Here is a 16,719-nt window from a genome sequence, read left to right on the forward strand (position 1 = left end):
GATGTTTGATTTGTTTGATGAAGACCTGGACAACATGGAGTTGGTGGAAGGTGCTTTGGCGTTAAATGTCGCGATTAATCCTGAAACAGAGGTCCAGTGGGCAGAACAAGAACTAAACAGGCTGCTAAAAGATGCGGAGTTGTCTCTTGTTCATGAGACCGATGAAAAACAAAAGTTTGAATCATTCCTACGCCTGTTCTATCACGAATGGAAATTTTCTGGCGACGCAGACGCTTACTTTTCTTCAGAAAATACCTTTATGGATAAAGTGCTGGAAAGAAGAAAAGGCATACCAGTTAGCCTTGGCGCGCTGCTGCTCTACTTTGGACGCAAGCTTGGGCTACCAGTAGAAGGCGTTGCATTTCCTACTCAGTTTATTGTTAAAGTGAATTGGCACGATGAACGTGCTCAGTATATTAACCCGTTTAACGGTGAGTATGTTGCTGAAAAAGTACTGGGTGCCTGGTTAATCGGGCACGAGGGTCCGCTGGCGAAACTTGAAGCAGAACACCTGCAGTCAGCAGACAACCCAACAGTGATTGGCCGTTGGCTGGCAATAATTAAAAGCGCTTTGTTAAGAGAAGAGCGCTACACTTTGGCGTTGAAGTGTACTGATTTAGCGTTGACGTTTGTTCCTGATGATCCGTATGAGATCAGAGACAGAGGTTTCATCTATCAGCAACTTGATTGTCACCAGGTAGCGAAATCGGATTATGAGTTTTTTATCGATCAATGCCCGGAAGATCCTGCGGCAGAACTGCTAAAAGCTCAGGTAAAGGCACTCAATGAAACACCGACTGTTTTTCATTAATTAGAAACTGAATTTAGAGAGAAGAAAATGGATCAAAAAATCGTTCACGTTGGTGACATTCCTGTTGCGAACGACAAGCCATTTACCCTATTTGCAGGGATGAACGTACTTGAATCACGCGATCTTGCGATGCAGATCTGTGAGCACTATGTGAAAGTGACAGAGAAGCTAGGCATTCCATATGTATTTAAGGCTTCTTTCGATAAAGCGAACCGTAGTTCCGTACACTCATATCGTGGTCCTGGCCTTGAAGAAGGGATGAAAATCTTCCAGGAACTGAAAGATACCTTTGGCGTAAAGGTGATTACGGATGTGCACACTGAAGAACAGGCACAGCCAGTTGCTGATGTAGTAGACGTTATTCAGCTACCTGCATTCCTTGCTCGCCAGACTGATCTGGTTGAGGCCATGGCAAAAACAGGCGCTGTAATTAACGTTAAGAAGCCTCAGTTTATGAGCCCAGGGCAGGTAGGGAACATTGTTGAGAAGTTTGGTGAGTGTGGAAACGACAATATCATTCTTTGTGAGCGTGGCTCTTGTCATGGCTACGACAACCTAGTGGTTGATATGCTTGGCTTTGGTGTTATGAAGAAAGCATCGAAAGGTAGCCCGATTATCTTTGATGTAACTCACTCCCTTCAGATGCGCGATCCAAGTGGTGCTGCTTCAGGTGGTCGCCGAGAGCAGACTGTTGAACTGGCTAAGGCAGGTTTAGCAACGGGTATTGCTGGTTTGTTTATCGAAGCGCACCCTAACCCAGATCAAGCTAGATGTGATGGTCCTTCTGCTTTACCACTAGATAAGCTGGAGCCGTTTTTGGCTCAAATGAAAGCACTAGACGATCTGATCAAAGGCTTCGAGCATATCGATATCAAGTAACGATAAGTTACACTTTTTCTTCCAGAGCCGACCGTATAAGGTCGGCTTTTTTGCATCTATTTGTGTGATATATCTTGTGAAATCAACAGAAATGGGAAATCATTCCTGTGGCAAATGTTTGCGAGTGATGTTTTTAGCTTGCAATCACAGTTTGTCTGTCATCTATCTGTCATATTTCATGCGCAAAGTTTTTGTGGCGATGAAATCGTATTTTAACTGTATTTATAGCGGCTAAGGCTAACTGTAACTATAGTGATATTTGACAACAGAAATAGTAAATGGGATTACGTATTTGGGTAATCTCTCAGGTGCTTTTTGCACTTGTCAGTCCCCTCAATAGAAAAGGTGAAAACATGAAGGAACGCCTAGTTTTTAAATCAGCAGTAAGTGCTGCGGTATTAGCTGTGTTGGCTGGTTGCGCTTCTGGTCCTAACTGGGAAGAAGACCAAACTTACAAGCTAACTGTACTGCATACCAATGACCACCATGGTCGCTTCTGGCAGAACAAATATGGTGAGTATGGTATGGCTGCTCGCAAGACATTGATTGATGAACTGCGTGCAGAAATTGAAGCAGAAGGTGGAAGCGTATTGCTTCTTTCTGGTGGTGATATTAACACTGGTGTGCCAGAGTCTGATCTTCAGGATGCTGAGCCTGATTTCAAAGGTATGAATTTACTTGGTTACGATGCAATGGCGTTAGGTAACCACGAGTTTGATAACCCGCTCGAGGTGCTACAACAGCAGATTGACTGGGCAAACTTCCCAATGATGTCCGCAAACATCTATGATAAAGAAACTGGTGAGCGCAAGTACCAGGCTTACCAGATGTTTGAAAAACAGGGTCTTAAGATTGCGGTTATTGGTTTAACTACAGAAGACACCATGAAAATTGGTAACCCTGAGTTCATTAGTGGATTAGACTTCCGTGATCCAAAAGAAGAAGCTAAGAAGCTGATCGCTGAACTAGAGAAAACTGAAAAGCCAGATCTTATTTTCGCAGTAACACACATGGGCCACTACGAAAACGGTAACCGTGGTGTAAATGCTCCTGGTGACGTTGCGCTTGCCCGTTATCTGGATGAAGGTTCTCTGGACATGATCGTAGGTGGTCACTCTCAGGAACCTGTGTGCATGGAAGGTCCAAACATGTACAACAAGAACTTCAAGCCAGGTGAAGACTGTAAACCAGACAATCAGAATGGAACCTGGATCGTACAGGCTCATGAGTGGGGTAAATACGTAGGTCGTGCAGACTTTGAGTTTGTAAACGGTGAGCTAGAGATGGTGAGCTACGATCTTATCCCTGTAAACCTTAAGAAGAAAATTAAGGTGGATGGTAAGAAGAAACGCGTCTTTATCGAAGAAGAAATCGCACAAGATCCAGAAGTGCTAGCATTCCTTCAGCCATATCAGGAGAAAGGTCAAGAACAACTTAGCGTTAAAATCGCTGAGACAAATGGTCGCCTGGAAGGTGAGCGTAACATCGTTCGTTTCAACCAGACTAACCTTGGTCGCCTGATTGCAACGGCTCAGATGGAGCGTGCAAAAGCCGACTTCGGTGTAATGAACTCCGGTGGTGTTCGTGCGTCTATGGACGAAGGTGACATTACCTATAAAGACGTATTGACTGTACAGCCGTTTGGTAACGCAATCACTTACACTGATATGTCTGGTAAAGAAGTACTTGATTACCTGAATGTTGTAGCAACTAAGCCAGTTGATTCAGGTGCATACGCTCAGTTTGCTGGTATTTCGATGACAGTCGAAAACGGTAAAGTAAGTGATGTGAAGGTTGGTGGTGAGCCTCTGGATATGGCGAAGACATATCGCTTCACAGTACCTAGTTTTAACGCATCAGGTGGTGACGGATATCCTAAGCTAACGGGTCACCCTGGTTACGTGAACACAGGCTTTGTGGATGCAGAAGTACTTAAAGCATTCCTGGAAGAAAACTCTCCAGTTGATGTAAACAAGTTCGCACCAAAAGGTGAGATGGTTTACAAGTAAGCTTGACCAATAAAGTCATATAAGCGTAGATTAAGGCGGTGTTTTTACACCGTCTTTTTTGTTTAGGTGCGCTATGACTCCCGCTATTAATTTACTTAAAAAGAAAAAAATCTCTCATATCATCCGTCAGTATCAGCATGATCCCAATTGTCAGAGTTATGGTATGGAAGCAGCAGAACTGCTGGGGATGGATCCTAAACAGGTATTTAAAACCTTGCTGTTTTGCGTAAATGGTGAGCCTAGAAATCTGGCAGTGGCCATTATCCCTGTTGATGCCAAGTTAAACCTGAAGAACGCAGCAAAGGCGATGAAGGCCAAGAAAGCGGATATGGCTGACCCGGATATCGCGCAGAAAACCACAGGATATATTGTTGGTGGGATTAGCCCGTTAGGCCAGAAAAAAGCATTACCGACTTTTATCGACATGACGGCGGAACCACAGCAAACCGTTTTAGTATCCGGTGGTAAACGAGGGTTGGATATTGAGTTATCGCCATCGGATCTAGCTTCTTTGACCCGTGGGAGCTTTGTTGAGTTAACAGCGTAACCTGTGTTCGCTTAAACAAGGGCATCCATGCCCTTGTATGTCTGTTCCACTATAACCAGTCAGATGATGAGTAAAGTTATCACTTTTTAAGAGATAGCGTTCCTGTTACTCGTTTGGCTGGCTTAGAAGCTGATGGTTTTGAGTTGCCAGAAGGCTTATTGTTTTGTACTGATCTGGACGAGTTACCCGACGTACGCTTTTGAGTATCTCTTTTTTTCGGCGAATGCCTGAATTCATCAGCGCCCTTGCCGCCATAGGTGTGGTGTTTTGGCTTCTGGTTTCTTCTTGCTTTTGAAGTCTGATTCTCTTCCCTGCTGTCGAATAGTTTTGCGTCGGTTGCTTTCTTAATTCTCTGGCCTTTCGCATTTACCTTTGAGGCTTCTTCAGTACCGACAGAGCTCTCACTCATCCTGAGGATTTCAGCAACTTCATCGTCGGTAAGGTAACGCCATTTACCATTTGGGATACCATCAATAGTGATATTCATAATGCGAACACGACGTAGCTTAAATACCTCATAGCCCAGTGCTTCACACATGCGGCGAATCTGGCGGTTTAAGCCTTGAGTCAGAACGATTCTGAATGAGAACTTAGTCTCTTTGGACACTTTACATGGCAAAGTTGTAGTGTCGAGAATATCAACACCCGAAGACATCTTATTAATGAACTCCTGAGTAATTGGTTTATCTACGCGAACCACGTACTCTTTTTCGTGGTTGTTGCCCGCCCTAAGAATCTTGTTAACGATATCGCCATCGTTAGTTAAAAAGATCAGGCCATCAGAAGGCTTATCCAGTCTTCCGATTGGGAAGATTCGCTGTTTATGCCCTATATAATCGACGATATTTCCCTCGACATCACGTTCAGTGGTACAGGTTATCCCTGTTGGTTTGTTCAGAGCTATATAGATTGGCTTCTCTTTTTTCTTTAGAGGGTTGCCATCTACCAGAACTTCGTCACCAGGGAATACTTTGGTACCCATTTCAGGTACTGAACCATTAATGGTTACTCGACCTTGTTCGATAAGCCTGTCGGCTTCACGACGTGAACAATAGCCAGTTTCACTGATAAACTTATTCAGGCGTTTAGCTTCGTTATTTGATGAATGGTTTTGAGGTGTGGTTTCTTGTGACATATAGGGGACTCCGCGTTTCACAACGATGAAAAAAGCAACTGATATACAGTTGCTTTAAAAATTAATGGAATTGTAGCACAGGCGATTATTTATCCCATGCGTTTTTGGTGTCTTTCCCGGTTTTCAGCCTTCTTCTCGGCACTCTTTCGAAGCAGCACATACACAGCTCCGGTTCCACCATGAAACTGCTGAGCACTATGCACGCACATAACATCTTTGATTTGGCTTAACCAGCTAGCTGTATAGCTCTTCATTAGAGCTGGTGGATTTGAGCGTTCACCTTTACCGTGAACAATAATGACGGTTCGAATGTCCATCCGAAGACACTGTTTGAGAAATTTAACGATTTCGTCTCTGGCCTCTTGCAGTGACTTCCTGTGTAGGTCGAGTCTGGCTTGAATAGGGTACTTTCCTAACCGGAGTTTGCGGAAAACGCCTTCCTGAACCCCATCGCGCTTATACTCAATAACATCTTCAGGTCTAACCATAGGAGCATTATCAAGCGAAAGGTATTCGGGATCTTGTTCACTGAGCCAGATCGCGGCTTCTCGGCGAGCTATATGAGCATCAGTAACCTTATGCTTTTTCTGATGTTCTGCAGTATCGTTTTTAATTGGGGTAACGTCCCCCATCATTTGCTGGAATAGATCTAGATCGTCATCTTGAGACATAACTTCATCTCATATAGGAATGGCATGACTAGAGTATAAATTAAATTGCGCCCATAGAAAAACCGGAGCAAATATTCAAATTTACTCCGGAGCAATAGCTTTAATTGCTAAGCGATCTAGTGAGGAGATTTGTCACTCACTGCTTTGTAAACGAAGAAACCACCGAAAAACAGCATCAAACCAAGAGCGCCAAAGATGACTATCATTGAAGATAATCCAACGGCATTGCCAAAAAGGAGATCGAGCCAAAAGTCCATGAGTCCTCCGTCAAAGTTAGTGACGACAAGAACTAACTTAGAGCTATGCGCCTATTTTCGTTATGATCTGGATCAAATGTGGATATAACGTTAAGAAATTGTTTGTGTTGTTGTGTTTTTAATCACAGTTTGAGCGTTAAACGAACACTTGAGCTTGATGCAATAAAAATCCAAGAAAGGGCTTGCGTCTTTGTCAGGAATCCGTATTATACGGCTCCGTTCTCAGGGAGAACCTGATACGGAACATTTCGGTGAATAGCGCAGTTTGGTAGCGCATCTCCGGGTTTAGGAATAGCGGACCAGAGGGTGACCCTCTGATACAGCGTCCTAACAAAATACATTATCGGTGAATAGCGCAGTTTGGTAGCGCATCTGGTTTGGGACCAGAGGGTCGGGGGTTCGAATCCCTCTTCACCGACCACTTTAAAAGCCTCGTCGTATGACGGGGCTTTGTCGTATTTGGAATCTGAAAAGCAAAGCTTTTGGTCGGGGGCTGGAAGGCCAGTCCCATCAAATCCCTCTTCACCGGCCATATATTGAAACCTCGCTATCGCTAGCGAGGTTTTTTCGTTTTGGGTCAAAAGGGTCGGGGGTTCGCCTGTTCCTTGAATTGGCTCTTCACCGATCACCTTTCAAAGCCCCGCTAGCGGTAGCGGGACTTTCTCGTTAAGCAACAAAAATATATGCTGCAAATCCTATCCAGCTTAGAAGCAACAGTACCCACGGTAATGTGTTTGATTTTCCTGCAGACTCCTGGGAGCTAACCTCAGTAACTTTAGAAGTTGCTTCAGTTTCAATCGTGACTTGCTGCTCTTTGGCTTTTTTTCTCTCTTTTTGGCTTTATCAGCCTGTCGTGCTCGCTCTTTTTGCTGCTTTTTGTACTGTGCAATACCCTTCTCGATGCCCTGGGCTATCAACTTGGTTTGCTCTTTTGTTTGACCGGGTTTCTGTGTTGATTTGGCGATCTTCATTGCTTCAGTTTGCGTTTCTGCAGAGATTGTCGTCTTGTTCTTTTTCATATTTACATTCACGTAGTTTAATCACTTCTATTTTCATCTATCATACCTATCGAGATTTGAGATGTAAGCTTCTAAGAGGGATTAGTGCGGTATCCGATTGAACATTACGACAAGAATGGTTTTTTAAATGCACCCGTATGGCTTAAATTGGGTTGGTTATTTTTAGCAAAGGCCTGGGTTGTGTTTGTGATGGCAGGAGCAAGCCGAGACACAGGAGCGAGAATCCTTGAGCTAATTTATCCGGTGCATTCAACCCTTTATATGGGCTTAATAACAGGCGCGCCAGCGATAGTGTTGTTTTGGCTGTTAGGGCTTAGGCATCAGGATCGAAAAATGGTAGTAAAGCTGTTTTCTTACGGAAAAAGCGTAACTCTGCTTACCATTATTGTTCAGCTATTTCTGCTGGTTTATCAAATTCAACTGGATAAAGGTGTATTTAGTTGGCCCAATGCCATTTCTCTTGTTGGTTTATTATGGCTATTATTGTTTGTATTAAGAAGCAAACGAGTTAAAGATTGTTTTCGTGCCCCAATACTTGAGTAACAGGTTATTAATCATACATATTTCAAACCAGGAGTATGACGGAAATCAAACTTTATCAAAAACAAAGTTGTAGACTGATCAGAGGTTAAATGCCTCAATCTTATAATCAAGGAGAGAGTCCCCTATATGTCAGTATCTCAATCAGCCATTGTCCCTGAGGCAGGGCCATTCGCACTATACGCTCAACTTAAAATTCGCAACGATGCATCAGCCGTCCTTGCAGAGCTTAAGAAATTGCCTCAACTGGTAAATGAGATCAATGAAACTCAACCAGAAGCTGAGTTAACGGTGTCTGTTGCATTCACTCATGCGTTTTGGTCGCAAACAAATCAGAATATGCCTGAAGAGCTAATTCCTTTTGAAGCTCTGGGCGAAGGTGAAATCATTGCTCCTGCTTCTGATGTGGACATCATTGTTCACTGCCATTCAAATCGTCACGACCTTCACTTCTACGTGATGCGTAAACTGATGGCTGCAATTTCAGAGCAGGTTGAAGTGGTTGATGAAACCTATGGTTATCGTTACCTGGATTCCCGCGATATGACGGATTTTGTCGATGGAACCGAAAACCCTGAAGGTGAACAGCGTGCGGAAGTTGCTATTATTCCAGAAGGTGAGTTTGCTGGTGGCAGCTATGTGATGGCGCAACGCTTTATTCATAACCTTCCTGCCTGGAACCGCTTATCTGTGTCTGCACAGGAAAAAGTCATTGGTCGTACCAAGCCAGATTCTATCGAACTGGATAATGTACCTGCAGCTTCACATGTGGGCCGTGTAGATATTAAAGAGGAAGGTAAAGGATTGAAGATTGTTCGCCACAGCCTGCCGTACGGTTCGGTATCTGGTGACCACGGCCTGCTGTTTATCTCTTATTGTAATACTCTGCACAATATCAAGGTGATGCTGGAAAGTATGTACGGTGTTACCGATGGAAAAACAGACCAGATGTTGCGCTTTACTAAAGCGGTGACAGGCGCTTACTTCTTTGCTCCTTCCGAAGGAATGCTTCAAAAGCTAGAAATTAAATAGTAGCTAATTTTTTAGCAATAACATGATATTCAGGCCGTTAGTTATTCAGCGGCCTGATTCGTTCTTATCGTCGAATAACTGTCACTAATTTTCCTAAAGTTTCTGAACGCCTTGCCGATACTAGCCCAGAGAACCCTATTTTTAACTGTTTCGGGGAAAACGGGCATCAATGGCTGTAAATGTTAATACCAACGTCGCTGCACTGACGGCACAAAGGCATCTTGGACTGGCAACTCATCAGTTGACCCAGTCGCTTGAGCGTTTGTCGTCAGGTAGTCGTATTAACAGCGCAAAAGATGACGCTGCCGGCCTTCAGATATCTAATCGACTAGAATCCCAAATGCGTGGCCTCGATGTGGCGGTAAGAAATGCAAATGATGGCATTTCTATTATGCAAACCGCAGAAGGCGCGATGAACGAAACTACCAATATCCTGCAAAGAATGCGGGATCTTTCTCTTCAGTCCTCTAATGGTGCGAATAGTAAAGCAGACAGGGTTGCGCTTCAGGAAGAGATGACAGCTCTGAATGATGAATTAAACAGAATTGCTGAAACGACATCATTTGGTGGTCGTAAGCTACTTAATGGTAACTTTGCTAAAGCTTCATTCCAGATAGGCGCAGACTCCGGTGAAGCCGTTCAGGTTGGCCTTAAGAATATGCGCTCGGACACGCTTGATATGGGTGGCCTTTCGTATGTAGCACAGGGGAAGGCGGATGATACCTGGACGGTAAAACAGGGTAGCCATATGTTTAATATGAGCTTTACCAATGCACAAGGCAGAGAAGAAACCATTAAGATAAGAGCCAACGTAGGCGACGATATTGAAGAACTGGCAACCTATATAAATGGCCAGACAGACGCGGTATCCGCATCAGTAAATGAGGATGGTCAGCTTCAGATATTTATGTCTGGTGATAAAGCTGGGGGAACGATCAGTTTTAGTGGTGGTCTGGCAAATGAGTTGTCGATGGCTAGTCCGGAATTCGAGACGGTCAATGATCTCGATATAACAACAGTTGGCGGCTCGCAACGAGCTGTATCTGTAATTGATAGTGCATTAAAGTTTGTCGACAGTCATCGCTCTGAGTTGGGCGCATTCCAGAATCGATTCGATCACGCGATAAATAATCTTAATAATATCCACGAAAACCTGGCTGCGTCTAACAGCAGAATAAAAGACACCGATTTTGCTAAAGAAACAACAGCAATGATAAAGCAGCAGATCCTCCAGCAGGTAAGCACATCAATACTTGCTCAGGCTAAGCAAGCTCCTAATATGGCACTGACCTTATTAGGCTAACTAAGAAATACAGAGTTTATCGCTCGGCAAGTTTATTAAAAACTTTAGCGATAAATTTAAGATTTTTGTTCTTTTTATGCCTTTCATCAAATCTTACCCATCAAACGAATATTTTTATAAAAAAGAGAAAAAAACATCTAAAGATTTCCCATGATGAGCCGTTAATAAAAGTAACTTTGAGAGAACTACTTGGTTTTCCGAGACGTCGGAAACCGCTATACCGGAAAATCAATTGGAGAAATCACCATGGCAGTGAATGTAAATACTAACGTAGCAGCAATGACAGCTCAGCGTCACCTGAACAATGCAGCGAATGACCTGAATGGTTCAATGGAACGCCTGTCTTCTGGCTTCAAGATTAATAGCGCGAAAGACGACGCAGCGGGTCTTCAAATCTCTAACCGTTTGAACGTTCAGAGCCGTGGCCTTGACGTAGCGGTACGAAACGCGAACGACGGTATCTCGATTGCACAGACAGCAGAAGGTGCAATGAACGAGACCACCAACATCCTTCAGCGTATGCGTGACTTGTCCCTACAATCAGCGAACGGCGCGAACTCAAAAGCAGACCGTGTAGCGATTCAGGAAGAAGTAACGGCACTGAACGACGAGCTGAACCGTATTGCAGAAACCACATCTTTCGGTGGCAACAAGCTTCTGAACGGTACACACGGTACAAAGTCTTTCCAGATTGGTGCGGATAACGGTGAAGCGGTAATGCTATCTCTGAAAGATATGCGTTCAGATAACCGTATGATGGGTGGTACATCTTACGCAGCAACAGAAGGTAAAGACCAGAACTGGGGTGTAGCACAAGACTCTACACTGACAATCTCCTTTACTGATGATGCAGGAGCAGAGCAGAATGTAACCATCAATGCTAAGCAGGGTGATGACATCGAAGAGCTGGCAACGTACATCAATGGTCAGCAGGATTCTGTGGCTGCATCGGTAGACGAAGAAGGTCGCCTTCAGGTATTCGCTGGTAACAACAAGGTTCAGGGTGAAGTGGCATTCGGTGGTAGTCTCGCTGGCGAACTAGGTATGGGTGAAGGCAAGGCAGTCACTGTTGATACGCTGGATGTGACAACCGTAGGTGGTTCACAAGAAGCAGTAGGTATCATCGACTCGGCACTGAAATATGTGGATTCACACCGAGCAGAGCTGGGTGCATTCCAGAACCGTTTCGACCATGCGATTAATAACCTAGACAACATCAACGAAAACGTGAATGCGTCTAAGAGCCGAATCAAAGACACAGACTTCGCGAAAGAAACAACAGCGATGACTAAGTCTCAGATTCTGCAGCAGGCATCAACTTCAGTCCTTGCTCAGGCGAAGCAGGCACCGAACTCAGCGCTAAGCCTACTGGGCTAATATTGAGCATCGTAGAGAAGATTCAAAACCCGGCAGCCGCCGGGGTTTTGTTGTTCTGCGATAATATTTATCAGGAATACTCTCTTCCATGAACCGCTAAGTGGCTCTGTGTTCAAATGATATTTCAGTCTCATGCATGTTCATTCCACAGAGTACACCTGATAAACATTCGGACAGTGCCGGATACTATCGATTAGTTGTTTGCCTATTGTGCTCTATGTAGCGAACATGCCAAACAGCCATGGTCGCTACAGGTACAAATATCGCTATAGCGGTTCGACGGAATAGAGCATAATTGGCAAATATACGGAGTTTAACGGGCCGACCTGCATACTAATTACGCAATCAAAAAGAAAACGTTAACTTTTATACGGTTTATATTGTGTAATTCCTCATAATCGTGGATCATTAGCGATTATTTCTGACAATCCAAAAAACTGAGGTGCTTAGATGAGTGAAGCTGCTGAGGCTCGCCCTTCGAATTTCATCCGCCAAATTATCGATAAAGATCTGGCTGATGGTAAACACACTAGCGTGCATACTCGATTCCCACCGGAGCCAAATGGCTACCTGCATATCGGTCACGCGAAATCAATCTGCTTAAACTTTGGAATTGCTCAGGACTACCAGGGACAATGTAATCTTCGTTTTGATGATACTAACCCTGAAAAAGAAGATATCGAATACGTTGAGTCGATCAAAAACGATGTTAAATGGCTAGGCTTTGATTGGTCTGGTGACATCTGTTATTCATCAAATTACTTCGACAAGCTATATGAATATGCTATCGAACTGATTAATAAAGGCTTAGCGTACGTAGAAGAGCTAAGTCCTGAACAAATTCGCGAATATCGTGGCACACTAACAGAACCAGGTAAGCATAGCCCATACCGTGATCGTAGCGTTGAAGAAAACCTGGCGCTGTTCGAAAAAATGCGCTCTGGTGAGTTTGCTGAAGGTACAGCATGTCTTCGTGCGAAGATCGATATGGCTTCACCATTTATGGTAATGCGTGATCCGGTAATCTATCGTGTGCGCTTCGCAGAACACCATCAGACTGGTGACAAGTGGTTCATTTACCCAATGTACGACTTTACTCACTGTATCTCGGATGCGCTGGAAGGCATTACGCACTCACTATGTACACTGGAATTCCAGGACAACCGTCGTTTATACGACTGGGTACTAGAGAATATCACTATTGAGTGTCAGCCACATCAGTATGAATTTAGCCGTCTGAATCTTGAATACACGGTGATGTCTAAGCGTAAGCTAAACCAGCTTGTTGTTGATGAACTAGTAAATGGTTGGGACGACCCTCGTATGCCAACTATTTCTGGTCTGCGTCGCCGTGGTTTCACGCCAGCTTCAATCCGTGAGTTCTGTAAGCGTATCGGTGTTACTAAGCAAGAAAACATGATCGAGTTTGGTTCTCTGGAGTCTTGCATTCGTGACGATCTGAACGAGAACGCAGCGCGTGCAATGGCCGTTCTTGATCCTGTGAAGATTGTTATCGAAAACTTTGCAGAAGGGGAAGTCGAAACGCTAAACGTTGCGAACCACCCGAACAAACCAGAAATGGGCGAGCGTGAAGTACCGTTTACCCGTGAAATCTGGATTGAACGTGAAGACTTCCGCGAAGAAGCGAACAAGAAGTATAAGCGTCTGGTTCTGGGTAAAGAAGTTCGTCTACGTGGTGCATACGTTATTAAGGCTGAGCGTATCGAAAAGGATGAAGAAGGTAATATCACAACTATCTTCTGTACTTACGATAATGAAACACTTGGTAAGAACCCGGCAGATGGCCGTAAAGTGAAAGGTGTTATTCACTGGGTTTCTGCGGATAAAGGTGTTCCGGCTGAGATTCGTCTGTACGATCGTCTGTTTACTGTTCCTAACCCAGCAGCGGCTGATGACTTTGCAGCAACAATTAACCCTGAATCACTGGTTGTGATGAACGGTTTTGTTGAGCCAAGCCTGAAAGCGGCTGAAGCTGAAGTAGGTTACCAGTTTGAACGCACAGGTTATTTCTGTGCTGATGTTAAAGACTCAAAGCCAGAAGCTTTAGTATTTAACCGTACAGTTGGCCTGCGTGATACATGGGCTAAGATTGAAGCTAAATAAATAGATTCCCGTCAAGGCGCACGGCTAGTGCGGGAATGACCAATTTTGGTTAGCATAAAAAAACCAGCTTAATGCTGGTTTTTTGTATCTTTACTTTTTTTCGTGGAGATTCGGGTCTTTTTTACAATCCCCTTCAGCACATTTCCCGTAAAGGTATAAGCTGTGGTTGGTTAGCTCAATACCATAGGAAGAGGCGATCTCTTTCTGACGATTTTCGATAACCTCATCAGAAAATTCAATGACAGTGCCACAGTCCAGACAAACCAGGTGGTCGTGATGGTGCTGTGTTGAAAGTTCAAATACTGATTTACCACCTTCAAAGTGGTGGCGTGTGACAATACCTGCGTCATCAAACTGGTTTAGCACTCGGTAAACTGTTGCAAGTCCAATTTCTTCACCAAGGTCAATTAGCTTTTTATACAGCTCTTCTGCGCTAATATGCTGGCAATCTGGTTGTTGAAGGACTTCCAAAATCTTTAATCTTGGTAGGGTAACTTTTAGCCCGGCATCCTTGAGTGCTTTATTATTGTCTGACATATGTTTTCCTGTAGATGAACTGCATAACTGATTCAACAGTCACAATTAGAGTCATTATAGGTTACTGAGCAAGAACATTAAACCTCAAACTTCAAAGGGTTAATAAGAAAGATTTGATATTAAGATAAAAATCATAGATATTGTGATCCGACCAGTAACAATTGATTAACAAAAAACAATGAATAAACATCTCGCCAGGGTATATAAACCTGGAACTGTAAAATTTGCATTGAATATTTGGCCTCCTTTTTGGGGAGCGGGGATCAGTATCCGGCATATCAGCGAAGACTTTCGAGTAGTTAAGATGAGATTGAAGCTGAGATGGTGGAACAAAAATGCTAACCGAACTCAGTATGGTGGAAGCATATTTTCTCTTACCGACCCGGTTTATTCGCTAATGCTGATGGGAATTCTAGGAGAGCAATATTATGTATGGGACAAAGAGGCCAGCATCAATTTTCTAAAGCCGGGTAGCTCTGACTTATACGCCGAATTTCAAATATCACAGGAAGTGCTGGATGAGATACTGCGAACAACCGCAGATGGCGATAAGTGTTTTCCAGAGTTTATGATCTACGTTAAAAACGCCAGAGGTGAGGTGGTCTCTGAAGTTCAGAGAACGCTATATGTTCGTAAAAAACCTAAATACAGACAGGTAAAGCAGGATGTTGATGGAGAAGAAATAAAAAACGCCTCTGTGTAAAGAGGCGCTTCAAACTACTACAGCTTGTTTTACGATTAGTCTTCAAGCTCTGATAAGCACATTTCTTCATGGATCTGGTTGACCCAATTAGTAACACGCTCTTCAGTTAGTTCTGGTTGACGATCTTCATCAATGCACAGGCCAACAAATGTTTCGTCATCAACAAGTGCTTTAGAGGCTTCGAACTCATAGCCTTCAGTCGGCCAGTGACCTAGAATAGTACCGCCTTTTTCTTCAACGATATCGCGAATGTTACCCATAGCATCGCAGAAGTACTCTGCATAGTCTTCCTGATCACCACAACCAAAGATAGCGACAAGCTTAGTAGAGAAATCGATCGCTTCTAGCTCAGGGAAAAAGTCATCCCAGTCACACTGTGCTTCACCGTAGTACCATGTCGGGATACCCAGAATCAGAAGATCGAAGTTATCGATATCTTCTTTGCTGCTTTTAGCGATGTCTTGAACGTGAACCAGCTTCTTGCTTAGCTGCTTCTGAATCATCTTTGCAACAGCTTCTGTATTACCAGTATCACTGCCAAAGAAGAGACCTACACTTGCCATATATGATTACCTATTTATGAATTTGTTGAACTTGGCGACAGAGGGTTTCAACCCAGGCCAGTACCTTCCCAGCTTAGCTGGATTAGGCCTTTTGCTACAAAGCCGGCACACCCTAAGCAGAGAACTCCCCATACGATACGTTGACCAAACACTGGGACATTACCTTGTTTAAGAACATCTTTAATTGCTAGTCCAATAAGCAGGAATATAGAAGCAAAAAGAAGATCCAGACCGATAGATTCCAGTAAATCAAAGTACTCGTAAAGCATACCATTCCCTGATGCCAATTTTAGTGGCAGAACTATACCACTGTTAAAAGGTAATGTTAATGCGGTCAGTCACTGACTCGTTAATTGTTTACCAGAAATCGACGAATTGCTCTAATTACCTCAGATGGCTTCTCTGCGTGAAGCCAGTGTCCGGTGTTTGCGATGACGTGCGCCTTCGCATTCGAAAACTGTTGCTGGACTAGAGGCTGATGTTCCTGCGTAAGATAATCTGAGTTTGCTCCTTTAAGAAACAGGGTTGGGATTTCGCAGTTCTTGATTGTCTCCCAGCCGAGAATATTCCAGTAGTTTTTCAATATCGAAGGAACATTAAAACGCCACTGAAGATAGCCATCTTTACTAAAAAGAGACTTACCCAAAAACTGTCTTACACCTTCCATCTCTATGTGCTGTGCCATGAGTTGCATCGCTTGGGAGCGTTTGGTCGGTTTACTTTCAACTACTGCCTGAAGCCCGGCAAAAACATTGTCGTGCTTTCGCTGTTTGTAGGCTACTGGTGCCATATCCATTACGATCATACTTTTACATAGATCAGCATGATCCGACGCGAAACGCATGGCGACTTTTCCACCCATCGAATGACCGATTACGTGAAGATCAGCCAGATGAAGGTGAGCTACCAACTCATAGATATCATCGGTCATAGCCTGATAGGTATGATCATCTGAATGAAAAGAGAGACCGTGGTTGCGTAGATCTACACTCAGTACCTGATAGTCGGTTACGAGATCTCTGGCGATTAGGCCGAGATTGTCTAGGTTGCCAAACAGTCCGTGAATTAGCAGAACGTTTGGACCACTGCCTTGCAGTTTATAGTTGAGCATTTCTGACATTGTATTTTTGTATGATGATGTTGCGATGAAAGAAATCAGCGTCTTAAAATATTCTGCTGACACTCGCATCTTGATGTGGCTTGAGTATATAA

The 16,719-nt window shown here is 43.8% G+C and carries 18 protein-coding genes, 1 tRNA gene and 1 pseudogene; 11 read left to right on the top strand and 9 right to left on the bottom strand.

Features of this window, described 5'->3' with window-relative positions:
- Window position 1 precedes the first annotated feature (1 nt).
- The 4 genes from P7F88_RS15715 to ybaK all read left to right on the top strand — a co-directional run bounded on the left by P7F88_RS15715 (window position 2) and on the right by ybaK (window position 4,246).
- The gene (locus tag P7F88_RS15715; RefSeq protein ID WP_277826220.1) at window positions 2–811 is read left to right on the top strand and encodes a SirB1 family protein; all 810 of its coding nucleotides are present in this window, start codon (window positions 2–4) and stop codon (window positions 809–811) included.
- Between the two features lie 27 nt (window positions 812–838).
- A complete protein-coding gene (gene kdsA, locus P7F88_RS15720; RefSeq protein WP_277826222.1) occupies window positions 839–1,690 on the top strand; it encodes a 3-deoxy-8-phosphooctulonate synthase in 852 nt (283 codons plus the stop codon).
- A 353-nt stretch (window positions 1,691–2,043) separates the two neighbouring features.
- Window positions 2,044–3,699, top strand: a complete 1,656-nt coding sequence (gene ushA / locus P7F88_RS15725) for a bifunctional UDP-sugar hydrolase/5'-nucleotidase UshA (protein WP_277826224.1) — start codon at window positions 2,044–2,046, stop codon at window positions 3,697–3,699.
- Window positions 3,700–3,772: 73 nt separating this feature from the next.
- The gene (gene ybaK, locus P7F88_RS15730) at window positions 3,773–4,246 is read left to right on the top strand and encodes a Cys-tRNA(Pro) deacylase (protein WP_277826226.1); all 474 of its coding nucleotides are present in this window, start codon (window positions 3,773–3,775) and stop codon (window positions 4,244–4,246) included.
- Window positions 4,247–4,325: 79 nt separating this feature from the next.
- On the opposite strand, the gene rluF is transcribed toward ybaK, so the two are convergent.
- The 3 genes from rluF to P7F88_RS15745 all read right to left on the bottom strand — a co-directional run bounded on the left by rluF (window position 4,326) and on the right by P7F88_RS15745 (window position 6,309).
- Window positions 4,326–5,381, bottom strand: coding sequence for a 23S rRNA pseudouridine(2604) synthase RluF (gene rluF / locus P7F88_RS15735; protein WP_277826228.1), 1,056 nt, complete (start codon window positions 5,379–5,381; stop codon window positions 4,326–4,328).
- Window positions 5,382–5,470: 89 nt separating this feature from the next.
- A complete protein-coding gene (smrA, locus tag P7F88_RS15740) occupies window positions 5,471–6,052 on the bottom strand; it encodes a DNA endonuclease SmrA (RefSeq protein ID WP_277826230.1) in 582 nt (193 codons plus the stop codon).
- 116 nt (window positions 6,053–6,168) lie between these two features.
- Entirely contained in the window at window positions 6,169–6,309 is a 141-nt protein-coding gene (locus tag P7F88_RS15745; RefSeq protein WP_277826232.1) for a DUF3149 domain-containing protein, read from the bottom strand.
- A 344-nt stretch (window positions 6,310–6,653) separates the two neighbouring features.
- Between P7F88_RS15745 and P7F88_RS15750 the strand changes: the two genes are divergently transcribed.
- Window positions 6,654–6,730: transfer RNA gene (locus P7F88_RS15750), tRNA-Pro, on the top strand.
- 245 nt (window positions 6,731–6,975) lie between these two features.
- On the opposite strand, the pseudogene P7F88_RS27235 reads toward P7F88_RS15750, so the two are convergent.
- A pseudogene (locus tag P7F88_RS27235) lies at window positions 6,976–7,041 on the bottom strand (DUF2956 domain-containing protein); the annotation flags it as partial.
- On the bottom strand, window positions 7,014–7,328 hold the full coding sequence (locus tag P7F88_RS15755; RefSeq protein ID WP_479683702.1) for a DUF2956 family protein: 315 nt from the start codon (window positions 7,326–7,328) through the stop codon (window positions 7,014–7,016). The pseudogene P7F88_RS27235 and the gene P7F88_RS15755, both read right to left, overlap by 28 nt.
- An 84-nt stretch (window positions 7,329–7,412) precedes the next feature.
- On the opposite strand from P7F88_RS15755, the gene P7F88_RS15760 reads away from it, so the two are divergent.
- The 5 genes from P7F88_RS15760 to glnS all read left to right on the top strand — a co-directional run bounded on the left by P7F88_RS15760 (window position 7,413) and on the right by glnS (window position 13,704).
- Window positions 7,413–7,871 carry a DUF2919 domain-containing protein gene (locus tag P7F88_RS15760; RefSeq protein WP_277826234.1) on the top strand — a complete coding sequence of 153 codons (459 nt, stop codon included), beginning with the start codon at window positions 7,413–7,415 and terminating at the stop codon, window positions 7,869–7,871.
- A 126-nt stretch (window positions 7,872–7,997) separates the two neighbouring features.
- On the top strand, window positions 7,998–8,900 hold the full coding sequence (locus P7F88_RS15765) for a Dyp-type peroxidase (RefSeq protein ID WP_277826236.1): 903 nt from the start codon (window positions 7,998–8,000) through the stop codon (window positions 8,898–8,900).
- Between the two features lie 169 nt (window positions 8,901–9,069).
- Complete coding sequence (locus tag P7F88_RS15770; RefSeq protein ID WP_277826238.1) at window positions 9,070–10,203, top strand: flagellin; 1,134 nt, start codon at window positions 9,070–9,072, stop codon at window positions 10,201–10,203.
- Between the two features lie 246 nt (window positions 10,204–10,449).
- Window positions 10,450–11,580 (top strand): flagellin, encoded by a 1,131-nt coding sequence (locus tag P7F88_RS15775; protein WP_277826240.1) that lies wholly within the window; start codon window positions 10,450–10,452, stop codon window positions 11,578–11,580.
- Window positions 11,581–12,030: 450 nt separating this feature from the next.
- Window positions 12,031–13,704 carry a glutamine--tRNA ligase gene (gene glnS, locus P7F88_RS15780; RefSeq protein ID WP_277826242.1) on the top strand — a complete coding sequence of 558 codons (1,674 nt, stop codon included), beginning with the start codon at window positions 12,031–12,033 and terminating at the stop codon, window positions 13,702–13,704.
- Between the two features lie 90 nt (window positions 13,705–13,794).
- On the opposite strand, the gene fur is transcribed toward glnS, so the two are convergent.
- Window positions 13,795–14,241: a ferric iron uptake transcriptional regulator gene (fur, locus tag P7F88_RS15785; RefSeq protein ID WP_277826244.1), complete on the bottom strand. Its 447-nt coding sequence runs from the start codon at window positions 14,239–14,241 to the stop codon at window positions 13,795–13,797.
- Window positions 14,242–14,419: 178 nt separating this feature from the next.
- Here fur and P7F88_RS15790 point away from each other — a divergent pair, with 178 nt between their 5' ends.
- Entirely contained in the window at window positions 14,420–14,944 is a 525-nt protein-coding gene (locus tag P7F88_RS15790; protein WP_277826247.1) for a DUF4442 domain-containing protein, read from the top strand.
- Between the two features lie 35 nt (window positions 14,945–14,979).
- Here the strand turns inward: P7F88_RS15790 and fldA are convergent, their stop codons facing one another.
- From fldA to P7F88_RS15805, 3 genes are all read right to left on the bottom strand, one after another.
- Window positions 14,980–15,507, bottom strand: a complete 528-nt coding sequence (gene fldA, locus P7F88_RS15795; RefSeq protein ID WP_277826249.1) for a flavodoxin FldA — start codon at window positions 15,505–15,507, stop codon at window positions 14,980–14,982.
- Window positions 15,508–15,554: 47 nt separating this feature from the next.
- Complete coding sequence (locus P7F88_RS15800; RefSeq protein ID WP_277826251.1) at window positions 15,555–15,776, bottom strand: DUF2788 domain-containing protein; 222 nt, start codon at window positions 15,774–15,776, stop codon at window positions 15,555–15,557.
- 80 nt (window positions 15,777–15,856) lie between these two features.
- A complete protein-coding gene (locus P7F88_RS15805) occupies window positions 15,857–16,627 on the bottom strand; it encodes an alpha/beta fold hydrolase (RefSeq protein ID WP_277826253.1) in 771 nt (256 codons plus the stop codon).
- Between the last annotated feature and the right edge of the window lie 92 nt (window positions 16,628–16,719).

Origin of the sequence: Vibrio hannami, from assembly GCF_029589055.1 — a bacterium.
GTDB classification, from domain to species: domain Bacteria; phylum Pseudomonadota; class Gammaproteobacteria; order Enterobacterales; family Vibrionaceae; genus Vibrio; species Vibrio hannami.

Bases quoted from the DNA above. Each gene is read 5' to 3' on its own strand.
- P7F88_RS15715 (WP_277826220.1), top strand. From the start codon at position 2: ATGTTTGATTTGTTTGATGAAGACCTGGACAACATGGAGTTGGTGGAA.
- kdsA (WP_277826222.1), top strand. From the start codon at position 839: ATGGATCAAAAAATCGTTCACGTTGGTGACATTCCTGTTGCGAACGAC.
- ushA (WP_277826224.1), top strand. From the start codon at position 2,044: ATGAAGGAACGCCTAGTTTTTAAATCAGCAGTAAGTGCTGCGGTATTA.
- ybaK (WP_277826226.1), top strand. From the start codon at position 3,773: ATGACTCCCGCTATTAATTTACTTAAAAAGAAAAAAATCTCTCATATC.
- rluF (WP_277826228.1), bottom strand. From the start codon at position 5,381: ATGTCACAAGAAACCACACCTCAAAACCATTCATCAAATAACGAAGCT.
- smrA (WP_277826230.1), bottom strand. From the start codon at position 6,052: ATGTCTCAAGATGACGATCTAGATCTATTCCAGCAAATGATGGGGGAC.
- P7F88_RS15745 (WP_277826232.1), bottom strand. From the start codon at position 6,309: ATGGACTTTTGGCTCGATCTCCTTTTTGGCAATGCCGTTGGATTATCT.
- P7F88_RS15755 (WP_479683702.1), bottom strand. From the start codon at position 7,328: ATGAAAAAGAACAAGACGACAATCTCTGCAGAAACGCAAACTGAAGCA.
- P7F88_RS15765 (WP_277826236.1), top strand. From the start codon at position 7,998: ATGTCAGTATCTCAATCAGCCATTGTCCCTGAGGCAGGGCCATTCGCA.
- P7F88_RS15770 (WP_277826238.1), top strand. From the start codon at position 9,070: ATGGCTGTAAATGTTAATACCAACGTCGCTGCACTGACGGCACAAAGG.
- P7F88_RS15775 (WP_277826240.1), top strand. From the start codon at position 10,450: ATGGCAGTGAATGTAAATACTAACGTAGCAGCAATGACAGCTCAGCGT.
- glnS (WP_277826242.1), top strand. From the start codon at position 12,031: ATGAGTGAAGCTGCTGAGGCTCGCCCTTCGAATTTCATCCGCCAAATT.
- fur (WP_277826244.1), bottom strand. From the start codon at position 14,241: ATGTCAGACAATAATAAAGCACTCAAGGATGCCGGGCTAAAAGTTACC.
- P7F88_RS15790 (WP_277826247.1), top strand. From the start codon at position 14,420: ATGAATAAACATCTCGCCAGGGTATATAAACCTGGAACTGTAAAATTT.
- fldA (WP_277826249.1), bottom strand. From the start codon at position 15,507: ATGGCAAGTGTAGGTCTCTTCTTTGGCAGTGATACTGGTAATACAGAA.
- P7F88_RS15800 (WP_277826251.1), bottom strand. From the start codon at position 15,776: ATGCTTTACGAGTACTTTGATTTACTGGAATCTATCGGTCTGGATCTT.
- P7F88_RS15805 (WP_277826253.1), bottom strand. From the start codon at position 16,627: ATGTCAGAAATGCTCAACTATAAACTGCAAGGCAGTGGTCCAAACGTT.